23 protein-coding genes and 1 tRNA gene are annotated in these 21,939 nt (G+C 60.8%); 14 read left to right on the plus strand and 10 right to left on the minus strand.

The window, feature by feature from the left end; genetic code table 11:
• The first annotated feature begins 58 nt into the window (after positions 1-58).
• Positions 59-2,230 (plus strand): adenylyl cyclase, encoded by a 2,172-nt coding sequence (locus C8K61_RS16935; RefSeq protein ID WP_146174300.1) that lies wholly within the window; start codon positions 59-61, stop codon positions 2,228-2,230.
• Between the two features lie 128 nt (positions 2,231-2,358).
• Here C8K61_RS16935 and C8K61_RS26640 read toward each other — a convergent pair whose 3' ends face one another.
• A complete protein-coding gene (locus C8K61_RS26640) occupies positions 2,359-2,547 on the minus strand; it encodes a hypothetical protein (RefSeq protein ID WP_146174301.1) in 189 nt (62 codons plus the stop codon).
• Positions 2,548-2,968: 421 nt separating this feature from the next.
• Between C8K61_RS26640 and C8K61_RS16940 the strand changes: the two genes are divergently transcribed.
• The 4 genes from C8K61_RS16940 (at position 2,969) to C8K61_RS16955 (ending at position 5,037) form a co-directional block, all read left to right on the plus strand.
• On the plus strand, positions 2,969-3,475 hold the full coding sequence (locus tag C8K61_RS16940) for a hypothetical protein (RefSeq protein ID WP_108097387.1): 507 nt from the start codon (positions 2,969-2,971) through the stop codon (positions 3,473-3,475).
• A gap of 25 nt (positions 3,476-3,500) precedes the next feature.
• Positions 3,501-3,725: a hypothetical protein gene (locus tag C8K61_RS16945; protein WP_108097386.1), complete on the plus strand. Its 225-nt coding sequence runs from the start codon at positions 3,501-3,503 to the stop codon at positions 3,723-3,725.
• Between the two features lie 133 nt (positions 3,726-3,858).
• Positions 3,859-4,461 carry a DUF4823 domain-containing protein gene (locus C8K61_RS16950; protein ID WP_108097385.1) on the plus strand — a complete coding sequence of 201 codons (603 nt, stop codon included), beginning with the start codon at positions 3,859-3,861 and terminating at the stop codon, positions 4,459-4,461.
• Positions 4,462-4,473: 12 nt separating this feature from the next.
• On the plus strand, positions 4,474-5,037 hold the full coding sequence (locus tag C8K61_RS16955; protein ID WP_108097384.1) for a DUF1285 domain-containing protein: 564 nt from the start codon (positions 4,474-4,476) through the stop codon (positions 5,035-5,037).
• A 67-nt stretch (positions 5,038-5,104) separates the two neighbouring features.
• Here the strand turns inward: C8K61_RS16955 and lpxH are convergent, their stop codons facing one another.
• Both lpxH and C8K61_RS16965 read right to left on the minus strand, forming a co-directional pair.
• Positions 5,105-5,833 carry a UDP-2,3-diacylglucosamine diphosphatase gene (gene lpxH, locus C8K61_RS16960; protein WP_108097555.1) on the minus strand — a complete coding sequence of 243 codons (729 nt, stop codon included), beginning with the start codon at positions 5,831-5,833 and terminating at the stop codon, positions 5,105-5,107.
• Positions 5,834-5,841: 8 nt separating this feature from the next.
• Positions 5,842-6,339, minus strand: coding sequence for a peptidylprolyl isomerase (locus tag C8K61_RS16965; RefSeq protein ID WP_108097383.1), 498 nt, complete (start codon positions 6,337-6,339; stop codon positions 5,842-5,844).
• Positions 6,340-6,460: 121 nt separating this feature from the next.
• Between C8K61_RS16965 and C8K61_RS16970 the strand changes: the two genes are divergently transcribed.
• Complete coding sequence (locus C8K61_RS16970) at positions 6,461-8,167, plus strand: glutamine--tRNA ligase/YqeY domain fusion protein (RefSeq protein WP_108097382.1); 1,707 nt, start codon at positions 6,461-6,463, stop codon at positions 8,165-8,167.
• 9 nt (positions 8,168-8,176) lie between these two features.
• Positions 8,177-9,559 carry a cysteine--tRNA ligase gene (gene cysS, locus C8K61_RS16975; protein ID WP_108097381.1) on the plus strand — a complete coding sequence of 461 codons (1,383 nt, stop codon included), beginning with the start codon at positions 8,177-8,179 and terminating at the stop codon, positions 9,557-9,559.
• 151 nt (positions 9,560-9,710) lie between these two features.
• Here cysS and C8K61_RS16980 read toward each other — a convergent pair whose 3' ends face one another.
• Together C8K61_RS16980 and C8K61_RS16985 are read right to left on the minus strand one after the other, a co-directional pair.
• Entirely contained in the window at positions 9,711-11,015 is a 1,305-nt protein-coding gene (locus C8K61_RS16980; RefSeq protein WP_108097380.1) for an OprD family porin, read from the minus strand.
• A 127-nt stretch (positions 11,016-11,142) separates the two neighbouring features.
• On the minus strand, positions 11,143-11,982 hold the full coding sequence (locus C8K61_RS16985) for an MBL fold metallo-hydrolase (protein WP_256589474.1): 840 nt from the start codon (positions 11,980-11,982) through the stop codon (positions 11,143-11,145).
• Between the two features lie 194 nt (positions 11,983-12,176).
• Between C8K61_RS16985 and C8K61_RS16990 the strand changes: the two genes are divergently transcribed.
• The 3 genes from C8K61_RS16990 to C8K61_RS17000 all read left to right on the plus strand — a co-directional run bounded on the left by C8K61_RS16990 (position 12,177) and on the right by C8K61_RS17000 (position 14,260).
• Positions 12,177-12,740, plus strand: coding sequence for a TetR/AcrR family transcriptional regulator (locus C8K61_RS16990; RefSeq protein ID WP_108097378.1), 564 nt, complete (start codon positions 12,177-12,179; stop codon positions 12,738-12,740).
• A gap of 109 nt (positions 12,741-12,849) precedes the next feature.
• Positions 12,850-13,983 carry a DUF5610 domain-containing protein gene (locus tag C8K61_RS16995; RefSeq protein ID WP_158272517.1) on the plus strand — a complete coding sequence of 378 codons (1,134 nt, stop codon included), beginning with the start codon at positions 12,850-12,852 and terminating at the stop codon, positions 13,981-13,983.
• A 40-nt stretch (positions 13,984-14,023) separates the two neighbouring features.
• Positions 14,024-14,260: a glutaredoxin family protein gene (locus C8K61_RS17000; RefSeq protein WP_108097377.1), complete on the plus strand. Its 237-nt coding sequence runs from the start codon at positions 14,024-14,026 to the stop codon at positions 14,258-14,260.
• A gap of 3 nt (positions 14,261-14,263) precedes the next feature.
• On the opposite strand, the gene C8K61_RS17005 is transcribed toward C8K61_RS17000, so the two are convergent.
• The 4 genes from C8K61_RS17005 to mobA form a co-directional block, all read right to left on the minus strand.
• A complete protein-coding gene (locus tag C8K61_RS17005; RefSeq protein WP_108097376.1) occupies positions 14,264-14,455 on the minus strand; it encodes a hypothetical protein in 192 nt (63 codons plus the stop codon).
• A 104-nt stretch (positions 14,456-14,559) separates the two neighbouring features.
• Positions 14,560-14,636 (minus strand) — tRNA-Pro (locus tag C8K61_RS17010).
• A 101-nt stretch (positions 14,637-14,737) separates the two neighbouring features.
• Positions 14,738-14,959 (minus strand): YgdI/YgdR family lipoprotein, encoded by a 222-nt coding sequence (locus C8K61_RS17015; RefSeq protein ID WP_108097375.1) that lies wholly within the window; start codon positions 14,957-14,959, stop codon positions 14,738-14,740.
• 87 nt (positions 14,960-15,046) lie between these two features.
• Positions 15,047-15,673, minus strand: a complete 627-nt coding sequence (gene mobA / locus C8K61_RS17020) for a molybdenum cofactor guanylyltransferase MobA (protein WP_108097374.1) — start codon at positions 15,671-15,673, stop codon at positions 15,047-15,049.
• A gap of 76 nt (positions 15,674-15,749) precedes the next feature.
• Here mobA and moaB point away from each other — a divergent pair, with 76 nt between their 5' ends.
• Both moaB and glp read left to right on the plus strand, forming a co-directional pair.
• Complete coding sequence (gene moaB, locus C8K61_RS17025; RefSeq protein WP_108097373.1) at positions 15,750-16,289, plus strand: molybdenum cofactor biosynthesis protein B; 540 nt, start codon at positions 15,750-15,752, stop codon at positions 16,287-16,289.
• Positions 16,286-17,500 carry a gephyrin-like molybdotransferase Glp gene (glp, locus tag C8K61_RS17030; protein ID WP_108097372.1) on the plus strand — a complete coding sequence of 405 codons (1,215 nt, stop codon included), beginning with the start codon at positions 16,286-16,288 and terminating at the stop codon, positions 17,498-17,500. Before moaB ends, glp begins: the two co-directional genes overlap by 4 nt.
• Before the next feature lie 83 nt (positions 17,501-17,583).
• Here the strand turns inward: glp and C8K61_RS17035 are convergent, their stop codons facing one another.
• Complete coding sequence (locus tag C8K61_RS17035; RefSeq protein ID WP_108097371.1) at positions 17,584-18,618, minus strand: AraC family transcriptional regulator; 1,035 nt, start codon at positions 18,616-18,618, stop codon at positions 17,584-17,586.
• A gap of 131 nt (positions 18,619-18,749) precedes the next feature.
• On the opposite strand from C8K61_RS17035, the gene C8K61_RS17040 reads away from it, so the two are divergent.
• On the plus strand, positions 18,750-20,342 hold the full coding sequence (locus C8K61_RS17040) for an FAD-binding oxidoreductase (RefSeq protein ID WP_108097370.1): 1,593 nt from the start codon (positions 18,750-18,752) through the stop codon (positions 20,340-20,342).
• Positions 20,339-21,928: a glycerol-3-phosphate dehydrogenase/oxidase gene (locus C8K61_RS17045; protein ID WP_108097369.1), complete on the plus strand. Its 1,590-nt coding sequence runs from the start codon at positions 20,339-20,341 to the stop codon at positions 21,926-21,928. Before C8K61_RS17040 ends, C8K61_RS17045 begins: the two co-directional genes overlap by 4 nt.
• The last annotated feature ends 11 nt before the right edge of the window (positions 21,929-21,939 follow it).

Raw genomic sequence — 21,939 nt, forward strand, 5'->3', positions numbered from 1 at the left:
GTCAGCCAAATAAAAAATATAAAGCCTCCATCAGCATCAGTCTGGTTGGGGACTTTTTATGTCTTTAATTTGCACACTGCAAAGTGTGAGCGAGCAAGTTTTTTGTTGTCTGCTGGTTTTGAATCATTCGCTGTGGCGATACCTTGCAGAGTTAAAAACGATTGGTCCGTATCCCTTGTTTTTGTTCAATTTCCTTATTCCAACGCCGTTCGCCTTGGCGAGGTTGGAATGTACCGCTGAAGGATATCCACCGAAAATAAATCTAATTAAATGGATGCGCACAATGAACACTCACTCAACCACCAAGGCCCTGGTCGGGATATGGGCGCTGGCAGCATTAGTTGCCAACCCGGCAATTGCCAACACGGCAGCGGAGAAGCAAAAAGATCCGCTTCCCGACTTCGGCCCGAATGTCACTATTTTCAAGCCCAGCACGCCGCTGGCGCAGATAAACCAGACACTGCAGCGTTTTTCTGCGGAAACCGAATTCAGCACCAACCGGCATGCGGTGTTCTTTATGCCGGGCACTTACGGCAGCGCTGCAGGCCAGGATGATCCGGCTACGGCGACCGGTATCGTCAACGCCGAGGTAGGTTATTACACCGCCATCTACGGCCTGGGCCGCTCGCCTGAAGACGTGCGCATCAATGGCGCACTGCATGTTGAGCCCGTGCAGTACAACCCGGCGGGGAACCCTCAGGACGATAACCTCGAGTCCAACTCGCTCACCCAGTTCTGGCGCTCGTTGAGCAACCTCACCATCAACCCCATCCAGCGTCCGGTGGGCAAAGACGCCGAGCGGCCCTACCCGGAAGGGATAGCTGCGCCCCATACCCTGCGTTGGGCGGTTTCCCAGGCTGCGCCACTGCGGAGGGTCAATGTGCTCGGTGATCTGCAACTGAGCGGCCAATATGGCGCCTATGCCTTTGGCACCTACATGGCCAATAGTCGGGTGCGAGGTTCGGTTATCAGCGGTGATGGCAAGGTGCAGAAAGCCCAAGCCCACTGGTATACCCGTAATAGCTCCATCGGTTACTGGGATGGGCGCGCGGTGAACTACATGTTTTCCGGCGTGGATGGTGCGCCGGTCACCGACTTTGACCCAGGCAGCATTACGAGCTTGCCGACTACACCGGCCTCCCGCGAAGCACCGTTTATCTATGTCGATAGTAAAAACAACTTCAACGTCTTTGTACCGCACGCTAAAACTCATACTTCAGGTTTTGATTGGTCGGCGTCATCCCGTGATGGTCGCCAGCTTCCGATCCAGACGTTTTATATCGCTAAACCAAGCGATTCCGCCGTCACTATCAATCGTCAGCTGCGCGCCGGTAAAAACATCGTATTGACGCCCGGCATTTATATGCTCAGTGAGGCGCTGAAAGTCTCTCGGCCAGACACCGTTATATTGGGCTTGGGCTTTCCCTCATTGGTTGCCGCCAATGGCACTGCCGCGATTGAAGTGGCCAATATCACTGGCGTCATGCTTTCCGGCCTATTGATTGAGGCGGGGCCTATCAATTCGAACGTTCTGTTGAAAATAGGCGAGAAGGGCAGTTATGCGGGTGAGTCCCATGACCCCACCACCGTTAGTGATGTGTTTGTCCGCATCGGTGGCCCGTTGCTGGGTCAGGCTACAACCAGCATCGAGGTCAATAACAACAACGTGATTCTCGACCACACCTGGCTGTGGCGCGCGGACCATGGCACCGGTGCAGGTTGGGACTCGAACAAGGCCGATCATGGCTTGGTGGTAAACGGTGATGACGTCAATGCCCTGGGCTTGTTTGTCGAGCACTACCAGAAAAACCAGGTCATCTGGAACGGTGAGCGGGGCAGAACCCTGTTTTACCAGAGTGAAATGCCTTACGACCCACCCAGCCAGGCGGCCTGGAAAAATGGCGACAAAGACGGCTTTGCATCCTATGTAGTGGGCTCGGCTGTTAAGTCCCATGAAGCGGCGGGCTTGGCCATCTACTCGCTGTTCGTGATGGGGCAAAACGTGCATGCCTCCAGCGCCATTGAGGCACCTGCCACGCGCGGTATACGCCTTAAATCCATCAGCAGTTCGGTGATTGCCGGGGACGGCGGCATTTGGCATGTGGTCAATGACCAGGGCCCGGCTGCGTTAGCCAATCAGCCGAATTCAGAGGTGTATCGCATGACCTCGGTGATTCGGCTTCAGGAGTTTCCGATCGCCACGCCGCGCAAGCGAGATCGCCGCAATTAACCGGTTTTAAAGCCGCAGTGGCCGCCAGTGGCCGTGGTGCAAAGGCGTGCGCTAACCAGAGAAGAGACGCCGCACTACTCCGCTATCGCGGTGGCTCCCTGTAGAGGGCCACCGCTTCTGTTCAGCCCTTAGGCCGCCGCTGGTTCATACGCACACAAACCCTCAAAACCCGACCCCACCAGCGCGCGGGTGAGGTCGTTGAGGTACTGCAGGGGGCTGGTCTGACTATCCTCGCCACGCGGTTCGCGCCTCAGAATCAGTTGCTCCATACAGTCCAGCAGAGAGAGCGCCTGCTCCAGCGCCAACTCAACCGGCACACCCGAAGTGTCCCACCTAAAGCCGCTTTACCTGCAAACCTCGGTAATAAATCACACGATAATCGCGATGGGCGTGCTGATTCGGCAAAACGCGGTTTTCCCGGTCAACGCCAAAAAAAGTGCAGGGGGTTAGGTACAGCTGTCTGTAAAACTGGCCGCTCGGTTAAGTTTGCTGATTCACACCTGGCCTGATTCTCTAGGTCAGTAACTTCAAGGGGGAAGGTTATTTACAAGTTTGTGGTGAGAACCGACGGCTGAGAAAAACTGTACTGCTTATTGGAAAATGCTCCGATTAACTCGTCCGCTTATAGAAAAAAATGCCCCCGCTGCCACTTGTGATGCGTGCGACAGGAATGGAAGTTGTCGCCAATTAATTATTTTTCGCTACCTAAGTCGGTCTGCATACCTACGAGGTAAGTACATGGATAAGCACTTGTTACCCGCCGCTTTGGCTGTTTTTTTTGTATTTTGTACGACCGCTGTTGTCGCCAGCACCGAGCTTTTAGAAGTACCGCCAGACCTCCTGGCCCATGGCCCCAACGCTCAGCTACGCGCCAACGACAAAACTGGCAGCGGTTATACAAAAGCCGTGGGGGATTTTGATGGCGACGGCGAGGTTGACTACGCGACCCTGAAGCTGGAAACGGCTGGCGGCAGCCGCTTTCTGTTGGTAGTGGCCTTGAGTGGGGAGGGCGGCAAGGAGCGGGTGCTGAAAGCTGGAGAGAACATCCAGGCGATGGGCATCAACACGGTAAAACCCGGTAGTTACAAATCCGCTTGTAGCCAAGGGGCCGGCCCTGCGGCGAGCAACTGCACGTTGGCAGTCAATATGGCGAAAGACGGGGTTTCGTTGTTTACGTTCGAATCGGCGGCCAATCTTTTTTATCTGGAAGACGGCAGCTTTAAAGAGATTTCACTCGCTGACTAATAAGGGCAATCAAGGAAGCAATCTAGTGGCAAAGCCCATCAATAACGCCAGTGTCAGTTTGTTCAGCCGCGTCCTGCCAGGCGCTTTTCTGGCGGCTGCATTGCAGGGCTGTGCTTACGAGCCTGTGTATGCCGAACGAGCGTTTACGGAGAGGGTGGGCAGTGCGTTTATAAAGCTTGTTGTTCCTACCAATGCGCGGCTTGAACGCATGGCTCGAAAGCAGGCCCTGCTGCTTGATAAGGGCTTTTGAGGGAAACCAACCGCTGTGTGCAAGTAGCGTAAGCTGTCGGTTTAGTCTGGTGAGCGCGTAGGAATGTGGCGCGGAAGCTGCAATAAGCCGGCTATTCGCCGGTTTTCCGTCACCGGCTTGCGGAGACTTACTAATGCGTAGCCTGATTGTGCTGCTGACTGTGCTGGCCCTGGGGGGCTGCATGAAGGTCAGCGATATGGCCGATGGCACTCTCTATCACCTGAGCGATGCCGGCCTGTTGGACCACAGCGACATTCGCCGCTCCAGCCCATGGCGCCTGCAAGCGGACTCGTTCATTTACATCGCCCAGGGCCATTTTGTGCCGCCCGGCGGTCATTACCCGCGGCCTAACGTGGTGGCGGAACAGGCGTTCGATGGCTTTGTCGAATATTTCCCCATGGTCCGTCGCGCCAAAGCCCCGGCAGGGTTGGAGGAGTCGCTGAGCCAGGCGCGGGCGGCGGGGGCCAATTACTTGCTGTACGCGCGCTTCGCCGGCGCCGATGATCGCATCGGCACCGTGGAGGAGTGGGAAGATCAGGAAGCCCTGGACCGTTTGGGCATCGACCACAGCGTGATCCAGGTGATGCTGATCGAAACCAACACCCGCTACCTGGTGGACACGGCAAGAATTCGTAGCCGTGGCGGTTTTCTGACGTTATATGACACCAAGCCCGACGACTTGCTCGGGCCGCCCATGCAGGAATACGCAAGGCGCCTGCTGGGCCTGAATGAATAAAGAGGAGAGGGCATGACTGATCCAGGCAAGGCGGGCGATCTGCTCGGGCAGATTCCGAAAAGCAAAGGTTTGCCGCCTGTGCATCTGTGGAACCCGGATTTCTGCGGCGATATCGATATGCGTATCGCCCGTGACGGCACCTGGTACTACCTGGGTACGCCGATTGGCCGCAAACCCATGGTGCGGCTGTTCTCCACCATCATTCGCCGCGACGGCGATGATTATTTTCTGATTACCCCGGTGGAGAAGGTCGGCATCACCGTCGACGATGCGCCCTTTGTGGCGGTCAGCGTTGAGGTTGAAGGGGAAGGCGAGGCTCAGCTGCTGCGGTTTACCACCAATGTTGAAGACGTTAGCGAGGCAGGGCCCGAACACCCGCTGCGCTTTGTCATCGACCCGCATACTCAGGAACCGTCACCCTACGTGCACATCCGCAGCAACCTTGAGGCGTTGATTCACCGCAATGTGTTTTACCAACTGGTGGAATTGGCGGTGCCCCGTGAGATCGACGGGCAGAGTTGGTTGGGTTTGTGGAGTGGTGGCGAGTTTTACCCGATAGCGCCGCAACCGGACTGAGCCAGCAGGGCCGTAAAAGCATGAGGCTGAAGTCGCTCCCAAGGGGGCGGCTTCAGCCTCAATGCGTTCAGGCCTGGATAAACTCGAACGCAGCCAGCTGAAAGCCCTGGTCATCCACCTGCAACGCCCAACCCTGTTTGTCCCAGTCGCCCAGCACGATGCGTCGGGCCGCTTCGCCGTTCACCTGCAAGCGGTGCACGGCAGGGCGGTGGGTGTGGCCGTGGATCAGGGTGCGCACGCCATAGTCCTGCATCAGGCGCGGCACTTCTTCCGGGGTAACGTCGACGATATCGGCCGCCTTCATCCGCGTTTGCGCGCTGCTTTCCTTGCGCAGTTTGCGCGCCAGCTTCTCGCGGGTGCGACGGGGCAGGTTGCGCAAAATGAACAGGGTCAGCGGGTGGCGCAGGTAACGGCGCAGGCGCATATAGGCTTCATCGCGGGTGCACAGGCTGTCGCCATGCATCAGCAGCACCGGTTCGCCGCCCAGCTCGATCTTGGTCGGGTCTGCCAATAGCGTGCAGCCGGCCGTGCGGCAAAAGCCTTGGCCGAGCATGAAGTCGCGGTTGCCGTGCATCAGGTAGATGGCAGTACCGCTGTCGCTCAGTTCTCGCAAGGCCTGGGCGATGGAGGCCTGGAACGGGCTCATGGCGTCGTCGCCGATCCACGCTTCGAAGAAGTCGCCGAGTATGTACAGGGCGCCAGCCGTGCGGGCACGGCCAGCGAGAAAATGCACAAACGCCCGGGTAATGTCCGGGCGTTGTTCTTCTAAGTGCAGATCCGAGATCAGAAGAGTGATCAATCGGCTTACTCGGCAACGATCTCGGCGCGCTCGATGATCACGTCATCAACCGGAACGTCCTGGTGGCCGGATTTCATGGTGGTGGCTACAGCGCGGATCTTGTTGACCACGTCCATGCCATCCACCACTTCGCCGAACACGGTGTAGCCCCAGCCTTGAACGGTCGGTGCGCTGTGGTCGAGGAAGTTGTTGTCGGAAACGTTGATGAAGAACTGCGCGGAGGCCGAATGTGGCTCCATGGTGCGGGCCATGGCCACGGTGCCAACCTTGTTGGAAAGACCGTTGTTGGCTTCATTCTTGATGGTGGCGCGGGTGGCTTTTTGCTTCATGCCTGGCTCGAAACCGCCGCCCTGGATCATGAAGTTGCTGATCACGCGGTGAAATACGGTGTTGTCGTAGTGACCAGCCTTAACGTACTCCTCGAAGTTGGCAACGGTTTCCGGTGCCTTGTCAGCGAACAGGTTCAGGGTGATGACGCCGTGGTTGGTGTGCAGCTTGATCATGGGAAAATCCACTCTGTCGAGAAATTCGAAGGCCTGTCAGGGGGTTGACAGCTTCGGCTATGATAAGCGCTTTGTTTTGGTCGGCCTACCCTGGCTGCGCACCTGTACGTTCAAGGATCCTATGAGCAAGCCCACTCACGACTCCGCTGCTGTTCCCTCCGCTGATGGCAAAGCCGCCCCCGTTGTTCCTGCCAACTTCCTGCGTCAGATCGTTCAGGCTGACCTCGATTCCGGCAAGCACAGCAAGATCGTTACCCGTTTCCCGCCGGAGCCCAACGGCTACCTGCACATTGGCCATGCCAAATCGATCTGCGTGAACTTCGGCCTGGCCGAGGAATTCGGTGGCGTGTGCAACCTGCGTTTCGACGACACCAACCCGGCCAAGGAAGACCAGGAATACATCGACGCAATCAAGAGCGACGTGCAGTGGCTGGGCTTCCAGTGGGACGGCGAGGTGCGTTACGCCTCGCAGTATTTCGACCAGTTGCACGATTGGGCCGTTGAGCTGATCAAGGCCGGCAACGCCTATGTCGACGACCTGAGCCCCGAGCAAGCCAAGGAATACCGCGGCAGCCTGACCGAGCCTGGCAAGAACAGCCCGTTCCGCGACCGTTCGGTTGAGGAAAACCTCGACCTGTTCGCGCGCATGAAAGCCGGTGAGTTCGAAGACGGCGCCCGCGTGCTGCGCGCCAAGATCGACATGGCTTCGCCGAACATGAACCTGCGCGACCCGATCCTCTATCGCATTCGTCACGCCCATCACCACCAGACCGGCGACACCTGGTGCATCTACCCGAACTACGACTTCACCCACGGTCAGTCGGACGCCATCGAAGGCATCACCCACTCGATCTGCACCCTCGAATTCGAAGGCCATCGCCCGCTGTACGAGTGGTTCCTGGAGCACCTGTCGGTGCCGGCCAACCCGCGTCAGTACGAGTTCTCGCGTCTGAACCTGAGCTACACCGTGACCAGCAAGCGCAAGCTCAAGCAACTGGTGGACGAGAAGCACGTGAATGGTTGGGATGACCCGCGCATGTCGACCCTGTCGGGCTTCCGCCGTCGCGGTTACACCGCAGGCTCGATTCGCAAGTTCTGCGAAATGATCGGCACCAACCGCTCCGACGGCATCGTCGATTTCGCCATGCTCGAATTCGCCATCCGTGACGACCTCGACCACAACGCCCCACGCGCCATGTGCGTGCTGCGTCCGTTGAAAGTGGTGATCACCAATTACCCGCAAGGTCAGGTCGAGAACCTCGAACTGCCCTGCCACCCGAAAAACGACATGGGCGTGCGCGCCTTGCCGTTCGAGCGCGAAATCTACATCGACCGCGACGACTTCATGGAAGAACCGCCAAAGGGCTACAAGCGCCTGGAACCGGGCGGTGAAGTACGCCTGCGCGGCAGCTACGTGATCCGTGCAGACGAGGCGATCAAAGACGCTGACGGCAACATCGTCGAGCTGCGCTGCTCGTACGACCCCGACACCCTCGGCAAGAACCCCGAAGGCCGCAAGGTCAAAGGCGTGATCCACTGGGTGCCGGCCGCTGCCAGCGTCGAGTGCGAAGTGCGTTTGTACGACCGCCTGTTCCGCTCGCCAAGCCCGGAAAAAGCCGAAGAAGGCGCCAGCTTCCTCGACAACATCAACCCCGATTCCCTGCAGGTGCTCACCGGTTGTCGTGCCGAGCCATCGTTGGCCAAGGCATTGCCGGAAGACCGTTTCCAGTTTGAGCGCGAAGGGTACTTCTGCGCCGATATCAAAGACTCGAAACCTGGTCAGCCGGTGTTCAACCGTACCGTGACCCTGCGTGATTCGTGGGCTTGAGGAATTAACGTGCTTTCCATCTACAACACGCTGACCAAGACCAAGGCGCCGTTCAAGCCGCTCGATGGCAACAAGGTGCGCATGTACGTGTGCGGGATGACCGTATACGACTACTGCCACCTGGGCCACGGCCGCAGCATGGTGGCGTTCGACCTGATTACCCGCTGGTTGCGTTTCAGCGGCTATGACCTGACCTACGTGCGCAACATCACCGACATCGACGACAAGATCATCAACCGCGCCCGCGACAACGGCGAGAGTTTTGATGCCCTGACCGCGCGCATGATCGATGCCATGCACGAAGACGAAGCCCGCTTGAACATCCAGAAGCCGGACATGGAACCGCGCGCCACCGACCATATCGATGGCATGCACGCGATGATCCAGACCCTGATCGACAAGGGCTACGCCTACGCGCCGGGCAACGGCGACGTGTACTACCGGGTCAATAAGTTCCTCGGCTACGGCAAGCTGTCGCGCAAGAAGGTCGAAGACCTGCGCATCGGCGCGCGTATCGAAGTGGACGAAGCCAAGGAAGATCCGCTCGATTTCGTTCTGTGGAAAGGCGTGAAGCCGGGCGAGCCAAGCTGGGAGTCGCCATGGGGCGCGGGCCGGCCGGGCTGGCATATCGAGTGCTCGGTGATGTCCACCTGCTGCCTGGGTGACACCTTCGACATCCACGGTGGCGGCAACGACCTGGAATTCCCGCACCACGAAAACGAGATCGCCCAGAGCGAGGCGGCCACCGGCAAGCCGTACGCCAACGCCTGGATGCATTGCGGCATGATCCGTATCAACGGCGAGAAGATGTCCAAGTCGTTGAACAACTTCTTCACCATCCGTGACGTGTTGGAAAAGTATCAGCCGGAAGTGGTGCGCTACCTGTTGGTGTCCAGCCACTATCGCAGCTCGATCAACTATTCCGAAGATAACCTCAAGGAAGCCAAAGGCGCGCTGGAGCGGTTCTACCACGCGCTGAAAGGCCTGCCGTCGGTACCGGCTGCCGGTGGCGAGGCGTTTGTCGAGCGCTTTGCCGCGGCGATGAACGACGACTTCGGCACTCCCGAAGCCTGCGCCGTGCTGTTCGAGATGGTGCGCGAGATCAACCGCCTGCGCGACAGCGACAGCAACGCCGCTGCCGGTCTGGCGGCGCGCCTGAAAGAGCTGGCCAGCGTGCTCGGCGTGCTGCAGATGGAGCCGGATGACTTCCTGCGTGCCGGGGCTGAAGGCAAGGTCGACGCGGCACAAGTGGACGCACTGATTGCCGCACGCCTGCAGGCACGTGCCGACAAGAACTGGGGCGAGTCCGACCGCATCCGTGACGAGCTCACGGCCATGGGCGTGGTGCTGGAAGACGGTAAGGGCGGTACGACCTGGCGCTTGGCTGATTGATGGTTTGCCCGTGAACAAAAAGCCCGCCGAATTGGCGGGCTTTTTGTTGCCGGTCTGTTGGGCTTCGCCTTTGGCTCAACCCAACCTACGGTCGTGCTCAATTACGTAGGTTGGGTTGAGCGTAGCGAAGCCCAACGTGCCGAGTACAGGCTTACCACAACCCCACCGTATAACTCACGATCAAGCGGTTCTCATCCAGGTCATTGCCAAAGTTCGAGCGTGCCGTGGCGTTACGCCATTTCACGCCGACGTTTTTCAGCGGGCCGTCCTGAACGATGTAGCCGATATCCATATTGCGTTCCCACTCTTTGCCGTCGTTGGCGCCACCGACGCGGTCGACGTCGTCGCCGTTGAGGTAGCGGGTCATGAAGGTCAGGCCGGGAATGCCGATGGCGGCGAAGTTGTAGTCGTAGCGCAACTGCCAGGACTTTTCATCCTTGGCGGCAAAGTCGCCGATCTGCACGTAGTTGACAAGGAACGGGTCGGTAACGTTGACGTAGGCAAAGCCGGTGTCGCCGCTCATGCGCTGGTAGCCGGCGCCAAAGGCATGGCCGCCGAGGCTGTAGGTGAACATGGCGCCGAAGGCCTTGTTGTCGACGTTGCTGTGGCTGCCGTCATCGGTGGAGCGGGCGTAGCGGATGTCGGATTTCAGCGACTGCTTGTCAGCCAGTGGGAGCACATGGGTCAGGTTGACGATGTGCTGCTTGTAGAACTCGTCGAGGTTGCCGTAGCTATAGGCGGTGGTGAGCTGGTCGTTCCACTTGTAACTGCCGCTGGCGAAGTTGAATTCGTCGCTGGTGAGGCCGGCCGTGGTGACGATGCCGCGCCGACCGCCGCCATTGATGACCATTTCTTCGTAGTCGGACGAGTCGCGGTAGTTCACCCGTTTCAGCTGGCCGGCATCCAGGGTCAGGTTGTCGATGTCCAGCGAGCTGAGCTGGCCGCCCTGGAAGACTTGCGGCAGCAGGCGCGAGTCGTTGGCTTGCAGCACGGGCAGCTTGGGCGCCAGAGTGCCGACTTTGAGAATGGTCTTCGAGGCTTTCAGTTTCGCTGTCACCCCCGCATCGCCATAACTGTCCTGCGCCCGGCCGGTTTCCCGATCCACCTGCAGCAACTGAGTACCGGTACGGCCACGGCCCGAATCCAGCTTCACCCCCAGGGTGCCGAGGGCATCAACGCCAACGCCCACCGTGCCATCGGTGTAACCCGACTCGTAGCGCAGCAGAAAGCCCTGCGCCCATTCCTCCGACTTGCTGCGAAATTCGCCAGGCTTGCCGGTAACGCCCGGCGGGTTGGGGCTGCCGTCCTGGCGGTAATCGCGGTTCATGTAGAAGTTGCGCAGCTCGAGGCTGGCTTTGCTGTCTTTGATGAAATCGGCGTGGGCAATGTTTGGAAGGGACAACGAAACGCCAACGGCAGCCAGGGCGACTGCGTGGGCGAGGGGAGCTTTGCTCATTATTGTTTTCTCCTCGTGTGGGTATCGGTCGGTGGTGGTGTGACCGATTTGTTACCGCGTATGAATCTAAGCACGAGGAAATGCCCAACGCCCTTTAGACCTTAGTCTGCCGGGCGTTGGCGCCGCTTCACTGGACCCAGTGCGGGTAATAGCCGAGGGTGTCCTGCACCGCTGCGTCGTGGGCGGGCACGATGGTCAGCTGCGGGTTGTTCTGCGCCAGATCGTGCACAATTTGCAGCACGTTAGCTGTCTGTTCGCGGTCGTTGTCGACCATTCTGCGGCTGAGCCAGAATTTTTCATGGGGGCCGGTAAAACCTTCCAGGCGCCAGCTGGCATCGCCGGTGAAAAAGAACCGCCGCCCGTCGTCCAGGGTCAGAAACAGGCCCACCGAGCCCGGCGTATGACCACGCAGCGACACCAGCACCAGGCTGCCATCGCCAAACAGATCGAGGCTGTCGCTAAAACCCATGAAGGGGTGGGGTTCCAGTTCATAGGGGTGCCACAGCACCTTGTGCTTGAACTGGCTGGGCAGCACGGCTGGCGGGGTGGAGATATGGCTGAAGTCGATATCGTCATAGGGTGCCCAAACCGGCACTTCGGGGTAGTCCACCAGCCCCGAGGCGTGGTCCCAGTGCACGTGGGACAGCAGGATCCGGTCGATTTTGATCCCGTCGCGGTCGAGCTGATCGCGTGTCGGGGTCACCGCGCCGTACTGCAGCAGCGGTTTGTCCCAGGCCGGCATTTCCTCGAACTGGCTGTCCACCTGCCGGCCCAGGCCCGTGTCGAATAGCAGGGTAGCGGCGTGGTGCTGGATCAACACTGCGGTGTGGTTGACCTTGACCTTGTCGGTCCAACTGCCACCGGCATAGGTGAAGGCGTCCAGGGTTTCGGTTTGTGCGGTTTTCACCAGGCTGAAGCGCAGGCCGTCAGCGAAGCTGGGCAGGCTCAACAACATCAGCAGGACCATGGCAGGGCCTCTGGGCATCACAGAAAGACGCATAACGGTATCGCTCATGTTGTTGTGGTGTGGATTGGATGTTAAACAGACAGGTCTGTATAGTTCAAGCGAAAGTTTTCCCGACAAATCTTCGCCAGGGGCGGCGAGCGTCTTTCAGCGGTTGGCGAGGCCCGCGCATAATGGCGGCCCTCAGGAGGCCTTACATGGCAGCAAGCAAACGCGAGCAATTGATCGAAACCGCCCTGTCGCTGTTCAATCGGGTGGGCTATCACGCCACCGGCATCGACCGCATCCTGGCCGAGTCGGGGGTGGCGAAAATGACCCTGTATAACCACTTCAAATCCAAGGACGAGCTGATCGTTGCCGCCCTGGAATCGCGCTTTGCCGAGATACGCCAGCGCCTGGATTTTGCCCGCGACCATGCCGAGCCGCGGGCTGCGGTGCTGGGTGCCTTTGATGGGTTGCAACGCTGGCTGCAGCAGGACGATTTCTGCGGCTGCCTGTTTGCCAGTGCTGCCGCGGAGTTTTCTGATCGCAGCCACCCGGTGCACCAACAGGCGGCTGCGCAGAAGCGCTATTTCGCCGCCTATTTCGAAGACGCGTTGCAGCGCCTGGGTGTGGCCAAGCCCGAGGTGCTGGCGCGCCAGCTGCAGTTTCTGTTCGAAGGCGCGGTTGACATGGCGCACCTGCAAGGCCCCGACCAGCAGGCAGCCGAAGCTAAAGCAGCGGCTCTGGTGCTATTGGCCGCGGCGGGAGTTGCCAGCTAAATTTTCTGTGGTTGGCGTAGGACCATCTGTCGGGCGTATGGCGAAATGCCCTCAACTTTCCCAGGGGGCTGCCGTCAACCTTGCAGATGTCCTGTCGAGGAAAACGACCATGGCTACTTCATCTACTGCCTTTCTGCCCGCCAACTTGCGTACTGGCAATGTCGGCAACGCGTCTACCACCAGCGGTTCCATTGATCCGCAGAAAACCCTGGCCAATCGCCTGGCCGACAAGTTGGGCCTCAAGGCCGGCGACTTGAGTGGCAAGGCCAGTGACTACACGCCCGACAAAGTCTCCGAACGCATTCTCGGCTTCGTCGAGGGCAGCATCAAAGCCAAGGCCGCCTCCGGCGCCGACCCGGCCGAGCTGCAAGACATGCTCGAGCAGGCGCGTAAAGGCGTGGAGCAGGGCTTTGCCGAAGCGAAGAAAATTCTTGATGGCCTGGGAGTGCTGGGCGGCAAGATCGCCAGCGACATCGACGAGACCTACAACAAAATCACTGCGGGTCTGGACAAGCTCGGCGAAAGCCTCGGCGTACCGTCGTCCGGCTCCAGCGATGGCGCTGACAGCACCACCTCGATCACTGGCGATTACAGCAACCGCAACTACCAGGCACAGGCGCAGAGCTTCAACCTCGACCTGACCACCCTGGAAGGCGACAAGATCAGTATCAAGGCGGCTAACGCTGCGTCCAGCGACAGTACCTCGTCCGCAGACGGCAGTTCGTCTTCGACCAAGACCATTCAGGTTGCGGGTTATTCGGTGGAAGTGGATGGCGATCTCAACGATCAAGAGATGGCTTCGCTAAAGGACCTGTTCAGCAAAGTCTCGGACATCTCCGATAAGTTCTATTCCGGTGATCTGCAGGGCGCGTTCGACCAGGCGGTGAAGCTGGATATCAACGGCACCCAGCTGGCTACTATGTCGCTGAACATGACCACCGCCAGCGTGCGCGCCACCGAAACCTACGGCTCAGTCGCCGGTGGCAGCAAAGCCGGGGCGAGCAACAGTGCCCTGCAGGACTACGCGAAGAGTCTGGTGGACGGGCTGCAGACCGCCAGTGGGCTGTCCGACGACCCGGCGAAAACCATGTCCGATCTGCTCAAAGGCGCGTTCAGTCTGGACGATCGCTTCGACCAGGAGGATCTGGACAAGGCGCAGACGCTCAACGACCGTCTGCTCAGTGGCCTCAAAGGCCTGATCACCCCGCAAACCCAGACTAACGCCGCTGCCAGCGACGAGTGAGTCGGCTAAACTGCGCCTCAACATTTTTTGAGGCGCAGTCATGCTTCCCGAATGCCAATTGTTCGGCACCCTAGGTTGTCATCTCTGTGAAGTGGCCGAAGCGTTGCTGATGCCCTTTGTCGAGCACGGGCTGCTGGTCGAGCTGGTGGATATCGGCGACGACGAAGCGCAGGTGGAAATCTACGGCCTGCGCATTCCGGTGCTGCGCCGCTGCGACACGGGCGCGGAGCTGAACTGGCCGTTCGAGGCTGACCAGGTCGTGGCGTTTCTGCGCTAACGCTTAGTCGTCGTCCTTTTCGCCACGGCGGCGTGGTGGCGGAGGAGTGTCTTCGAAAACTTCGGCCACTTCGCAGGCCATTTTCTCGCTGGGCAACGGTCCGGCAACTTGCTCGCCAGAGCTTGCACACACCCACCAATTACCGGCGCCGATCTGCTTGATCACATAACCGTTTACGGTTTTTTCTGCGCTCATGTTTATTCTCGATAAAGGAAAGATTGGGCTGGTTTCGCCGTGTTCATTAAAGGCGAAAACGCGGCCAATAAAAAACCCGCCAAGAGGGCGGGTTTTTCAGGGATTGGTCGGAGAGACAGGATTCGAACCTGCGACCTTCTCGTCCCGAACGAGACGCGCTACCAAGCTGCGCTACACTCCGAATGACGCCAGATTTTACTGAAAAAGTTTTAGCGCACAAGGGGTTAGCCAGAAAATTTTGTTATTCGGGCCAGCCCCTTTTGCCGCAACTGGGGGCGCCCCTCAGAGTTCCTTGACGGTACGGACCTGGTCTTTATTGACCTTGGTGCGTTTGCCATCCAACTGCTCGAATTCGTAGAAACCGGAGTCGCTGTCGTATTCCGGTTGGTCGACGGTCTGGATCTCGCGACCATCGTTCAGAGTGATCACCGAGGGCGAAGAGCAGCCGGCGAGAGCGACAAGGCCAAAGGCCAAAGCAAAGGCGGGAATGATCCGCTGGTTCATGGTTTTTCTCCGTTATAGGCAGGCTGTTGCCTGCGCGTGTGGCTCAGCTTTTTTACGCAGCATGAGACGCAAGCCTAACGGTCAAGTTCACTGGCCACCGGAACGCAGATCAAAAACATCGCGGCTAACCTCGGTAGCCAGCAACAACTCCGGCGTATTCAGGTTGGCCAGTCGCGGATCGTCTTCAGCCAAATCCAGATAAACCGCCCCATGCAATTCAAACACCTGCCGCGGGCTGCGTTTGCCAGCCTGCCACGCCTGCTCCACACCGGCCGCAATGCTGGTAGGCAGCAGACTGAACAACGGCTCCCACTGCGCGCCACGACGCAGCATCAGAGGTTTCTGTTGCTGCGCTGCGAGTTGCTGCATGGCCTGCAGCAGCGGCAAATCCACCAGCGGCGCATCGCAGGGCAACACCAGTAGCCACGGGTTTTTCGCCATTGCCAGGCCCGCGCGAATACCTGCCAGAGGCCCATGGAAGTCGGTATTGCCGTCACTCACCAACTGGTCGGCATAGGGGGCGTAGGCGTCGAGATTACGGTTGCAGGAAATGATCAGGTCATCGGTCAACGGCCGCGTGAGCTCCTGCAAATGGGCAATCAGCGGCTTGCCGCGCCATTGCACCAGGCCCTTGTCCAGGCCGCCCATGCGTTGGCCACGGCCACCGGCCAGCAGCAGAATCGAACAGTGGGGCAGGGCGGTGCTATCGGTCATGGGCGCTCCTGGCGCGATGAGGGCGAGGGCTGTGATATAAACACCGACCTGCCTCCCCCACAACCGGATTGAGCCTATGAACACCAAGGCTGATGCACCCTTTGTGCCCCTGAATATCGCCGTACTGACCGTCAGCGACACCCGCTCCCTGGAGACCGATACCTCGGGCCAGTTGTTCGTTGATCGCCTCACCGCTGCCGGCCACAACCTGGCCGCCCGCGTGCTGCTCAAAGACGATCTGTACAAAATCCGCGCCCAGGTCGCCACCTGGATTGCCGAAGACAGCGTGCAAGTGGTGTTGATCACTGGCGGTACCGGTTTCACCGGTCGCGACAGCACCCCGGAAGCGGTGGCCTGTCTGCTGGACAAGCAGGTTGACGGCTTTGGCGAGCTGTTCCGCCAGATTTCGGTGCCAGACATCGGCACCTCCACCATCCAGTCCCGCGCGCTCGCTGGCCTCGCCAACGGCACCCTGGTGTGCTGCCTGCCAGGCTCGACCAATGCCTGCCGCACCGGCTGGGACGGCATCCTCGCCGAGCAATTGGATAACCGTCACCGCCCGTGCAATTTCGTCCCGCACCTGAAACAGGCTGCGCCGTGCGAGAGCCGCGGATGACCGAGAGCAAACGCCCCGGCCTGCTGCCGGTGGAGCAGGCGCTGGAGCGCTTGCTGACGCTGGCCGAAGCGACGCCGATCACTGACGTCGAACAGGTCGCCCTGGCCGATGGCCATGGCCGCGTGCTGGCTGCGCCCTTGGTGGCCAGCCTCGATCTGCCGCCGTGGCCCAACAGCGCCATGGACGGTTACGCCCTGCGCCTGGCCGACTGGCGTGGCGAGCCGCTGGAAGTGACCCAGCGGATCTTTGCCGGCCAGGCACCGCAGCACTTGCAGCCCGGCACCTGCGCGCGGATTTTCACCGGCGCGCCAGTGCCTCCGGGCGCTGACTGTGTGGAGATGCAGGAAAACGCCGAGGTGCTGGACGACGGTCGCGTGCGTTTTACCGAAGCCCTCAACGTCGGCCAGAACATCCGCCCGCAAGGCCAGGAAACCCGTGTCGGCGAAACCGTGCTGGTCGCGGGCACCCGCCTGAATTCGATCAAGCTCGGTCTGTGCGCCACCCTCGGCGTGGCGCAGTTGAGCGTAGTGCGCCGTCCACGCGTGGCGGTGTTGTCCACCGGTGACGAACTGATCGAGCCGGGCCAGCCGCTCGGCCCAGGGCAGATCTACAACAGCAACCGCACCTTGCTGATCCAGTGGCTGCGCCAGGTGGGTTGCGAGGTGATCGATGGCGGCATTCTGCCGGACAACCTCGAGCTCACCCGCCAGCGCCTGGGTGGTTTCGATAACGTCGACCTGATTCTTTCGACTGGCGGCGTGTCGGTCGGCGAGGCGGACTTCCTTGGCCATGCCCTGCGCGAAGAGGGCGAGTTGGCGTTGTGGAAGCTGGCGATCAAGCCTGGCAAGCCGCTGACCTTCGGCCATTTCCGTGGCGTGCCGGTGATTGGTTTGCCCGGCAACCCGGCCTCCACGCTGGTGACCTTTGCCCTGTTGGCGCGGCCGTATCTGCTGCGCCGCCTGGGCGTGCAAGACGTGTTGCCGCTGCGTTTTCCGGTGCCGGCGGGCTTTGTCTGGCGCACTGCCGGCGAGCGCCGCGAATACCTGCGCGCACGTATCGAAAACGGCCGCGCCGTGCTCTACAGCAACCAGAGTTCCGGCGTGCTGCGCAGTGCGGCCTGGGCTGAAGGCTTGGTGGAAGTGCCGGAAGGCAGGACGTTGAGCGAAGGGGAGAGCGTGAACTTTATTCCCCTGAGTGAAGTGCTGAACTGATAGACCACAGAGGTCCGTAGGGGCGGCTTCAGCCGCGATGCTTTTAAATCAAGAGCATCGCGGCTGAAGCCGCTCCTACGGGCTTACGCTAGATCAGCCCCCTTGCGATGCGCCTCGCGATACTCCCCCGGTGTCATCCCCGTCCAGCCTTTGAAGCTGCGGTGAAATGAGCGCGATTCGGTAAACCCCAGGTAATAGGCAATGTCCTGTACCGGCAGGGTGCTGCGCGTGAGGTAATGCTCGGCCAGCTCCTGGCGCAGTTGATCAAGAATCTCCTGGTAACTGGTGCCCGCCTGCTGCAGATGCCGTTGCAGGGTGCGCACTGTCATTTCGAATTTTTCCGCCACTCGCTCCTTGCGCGGCAGGCCGTCTTTGAGCAGCAGGCGCAGGGCGTTTTTCACCCGCAGCGGCAGCGGCTCACCTTCGTCCAGCCCGGCCATCAGCGTCAGCGCGTGCTCCTCCAGGGTGCGCAGCAGGTTGGCGTCGGCCTGGCGCAGCGGCACGTTGAGGTATTCCATCGGCACCAACAACGCGTTGACCGGCTGCTCAAACTTCACCGGGCAACCAAACACCTGATGGTATTCGGCCAGCTCGGTATTGGCTGGCTGCGGGTGCTCGAACCACACCTCCTGCGGCGAGCGGTCCATGTCGGCAATCCAGCGTGCGTAGAGCAGCCAGGAAGTCAGCACGTTCTCGACCATGTGCCGGCGAATCTCCGCCGGCTGATGGCGGCAACTCCAGATCAGGCGCAGATGATCGCCGGCCGGTTCCAGGCGGCTGACGCCCATGTCGCCCACCAGTTTTTCATAGGGCACGATGCGGCTCATGGCCTCGCCCAGGGTCGCGCAGTTCATGGTGATGTAGCCGAGCACGCTCCACGAGCCCGGCTGGGTGAAGTGCGCGGCGTGCAGGCCGAACAGCGGGTCGTTGGATTCGCGCAGCAAATGCTCGAGCAGTTTTTCGTGGGCTTCGCTGGGCAGACGGCGGCCGTTGTCTTCCAGGTCGCTGGTGGTCAGGCCGGCCGCAGCGAGGGCAGGGGCCTGGTCGAGGCCCAGCTGTTCGGCATGGCGCAGGTACTTGAGCAGTGCAGGGACTGAGGTGTAGCCAAGTGCTTGCATGGCGTCGTTCTTATTCTGAGGGACTGTCTTGATTGGCCACTGGTGCTGTCTTGATTCGACAGTGATCTTTCCAAGCGGCTGGCTAGTATAGGCAGCGAATCCATCGGTTCGAAACAGACAAGGAGACAGGCATGCGGCGTTGGAACGGTTGGGGTGATGAGGCCACGGTGGTGGAGTTGCCGGCCCATGGCGGTGCGTTTCTGGCCGAGCTGATCGGCCCTGGCCAGCCGCTGCCCGACGCCAGCCTGGCGCAGGTGCTGGCCCAGGTGCCGGCCTCGCGGTTGGCGCTGCATCCGCTGGTTAGCACTGACGCCGAAGACCGTGTGCGCCACGCCCGTGGCCAGAGCCTGCCGGACTGGCTGGCGATGCGCGAAGGCCGCTTCGAGGTGTTCCCCGACGGCGTCGCCTACCCAGAAACCACGGCGCAAATCCGCGAGTTGCTGGCCTGGGCCGCCGCTCAGGACGTACTGGTGATTGCCTACGGCGGTGGCACCTCGGTGGCCGGTCATATCAATCCGCAGGCCAGTGCCAAGCCGGTGCTGACCCTGTCGCTGGAGCGCATGAGCCGCCTGCTGGAGCTCGACGAACAGAGCCTGATCGCCACCTTCGGCCCGGGTGCCAACGGTCCGCAAGTGGAGAGCCAGCTGCGCGCCCGGGGTTACACCCTCGGCCATTTCCCGCAATCGTGGGAACTGTCGACCCTCGGCGGTTGGGTGGCCAGCCGTTCCAGCGGCCAGCAGTCGCTGCGTTACGGGCGCATCGAGCAGTTGTTCGCCGGTGGCACCCTGGAAACCTTCGCCGGCACCCTGCAGATTCCGACCTTTCCGGCGTCGGCTGCCGGCCCGGATCTGCGCGAAATGGTGCTGGGTTCGGAAGGCCGCTTCGGGGTGATTTCCTCGGTGCAGGTGCGGGTCACCAAATTGGCGGTGGAAGAGAAGTTCTACGCGGTGTTCCTGCCGTCCTGGGCCAAGGCGCTGGAAGCGATCCGCAACCTCGGCCAGGCGCGAGTACCGCTGTCGATGCTGCGCCTGTCGAACGCCATTGAAACCAAAACCCAGCTGGCCCTGGCCGGCCACCCCGAGCAGATCGCCTGGCTGGAAAAATACTTGGCCCTGCGCGGCGCTCGCGATGGCAAATGCATGCTGACCTTCGGTGTCACCGGCAACCGCGCGCAAAACGCGTTGTCGCTGAAACAGGCCAAGACCCTGCTGAAAAGTTTTGGTGGCGTGTTCACCGGCACCCTGCTCGGCAAGAAGTGGGCAGAAGGGCGTTTCCGTTTCCCTTATCTGCGCGAAGGCCTGTGGCTGGCCGGTTATGCCGTCGACACATTGGAGACGGCCACCGACTGGAGCAATGTCGACAGCCTGCTGAACAAAATCGAAGCCAGCTTGCGCGGCGGCCTCAGCGATGAGGGCGAACAGGTGCATGTGTTCACCCACCTGTCGCACGTGTATGGCGAAGGCTCGAGCATCTACACCACCTATGTATTCCGCCCAGGTCTCGACTACGCCACCACCCACGCGCGCTGGCAAAAACTTAAACACCTGGCGAGCAGCACCGTGGTCAACAACCGCGGCACCATCAGCCACCAGCATGGCGTGGGTCGCGACCACGCGCCGTACCTGCCGGTGGAAAAGGGTGCGCTGGGTATCGCCGCGTTGCAGGCGATGGCCACCCATTTCGACCCTGACCAGCGCCTCAACCCCGGCGTGCTGCTGAAATGACAGCGGCCTGGAACGCGGCCTGGCGCGAACAGGAGCTAGCCGAGCTGGCGGCACGTGACTGGGACCTGATCGTGGTCGGCGGCGGCATCAGCGGCGTCGGCATTCTGCGTGAGGCGGCGCGGCGCGGCTGGCGTTGTCTGCTGATTGAGCAGCGGGATTTTGCCTGGGGCACCTCCAGTCGCTCGTCGAAAATGGTCCACGGCGGCCTGCGCTACATCGCCAAGGGCCAGTTCAAACTGACCCGCGATTCGGTGCACGAACGCCAGCGTCTGCTTGGCGAGGCGCCAGGTCTGGTCGACCCGTTGAGCTTTGTGATGCCGCATTACCAGGGCCAGTTTCCCGGGCCAAAAGTGTTCGGCAGTTTGCTGCGGGTGTACGACGCCCTGGCCGGCAAACGCACCCATGAATATTTCCCCAAAGCCGCGCTGCAGTACCTGGCGCCTGGCCTGAAAGAGCAACAGCTGCAGGGAGGCACACGCTTCTTCGACGCGGTAACCGACGATGCCCGCCTGGTCATGCGCGTGCTCGGTGAAGCGCGGGCTGACGGTGGCGAGGCGCTCAATGGCCTCAAGGTGCTGGAGCTGACCCGCGCCGATGGCCGGGTGATCGGCCTGCAGGCTGAAGACAGCGAAAGTGGCCAGCGCTACCAATTCACTGCCGGCGTGGTGGCCCAGGCCACCGGCGCCTGGGCCGACCGCTTGCGTAAGCAGGACGGTGGCGAACATATCCGCCCGCTGCGCGGCAGTCATTTGTTGTTGCCGGCCTGGCGTCTGCCGCTGGCCCATGCCTTCAGCTTTATGCACGCGGCAGATCGCCGCCCGGTGTTTGTATTCCCCTGGGAAGGCGCCACGGTGATCGGTACCACCGACCTCGACCACGGCGATGACATCGACCTGGAAGCACGCATCAGCAGCGCGGAGGTCGACTACCTGCTCAGCGCCTGTGCGCAGCAGTTTCCCCATGCCGGAATTGGCGCCAATGACGTGCTGTCGACCTGGGCGGGGGTGCGTCCAGTGGTGGCCAGCGGCGCGGCGAGCCTGAAACCGTCGGATGAAAAACGCGAACACGTGCTGTGGACCGAGCCGGGCAGCGTGACCCTGGCCGGCGGCAAGCTGACCACCTTCCGCTTGTTGGCGCTGGAAGTGCTGAACGCTTGCGCGCCGATGCTGGGGAAAACCATCAGCGACCAGGGCGGTGCGGTGTTTCGGCCGCTGATCGCAGAGCCTATCGCCGGTCTGACAGCCGGCCAACAGCGGCGCCTGGCTGGCCGCTATGGCTGCCAATTGCCATTGCTGCTGCCGCTGCTGGAGCAAATCGGCAGCGATTGCGTGGGCGCCACCGACACCCTGTGGGCCGAGCTGGCGTTCGCAGCTGAACACGAGCTGGTGCTGCACCTGGACGACCTGCTGCTGCGGCGCACCCGCTTGGGCCTGTTGCTGGCTCACGGCGCCACCGAGTTTCTGCCGCGCATCCGCGAGCTGTGCCAAGCCCGCCTGGGCTGGGGCGATGCGCGCTGGCAGGAGGAACAACAGCGCTACCTGAGCCTGTGGCAACGCTGCTACAGCCTGCCTTCAGAACAAGAATAAAAGGCCTCCGA

Source organism: Pseudomonas sp. GV071 (assembly GCF_003050835.1).
Lineage (GTDB): Bacteria > Pseudomonadota > Gammaproteobacteria > Pseudomonadales > Pseudomonadaceae > Aquipseudomonas.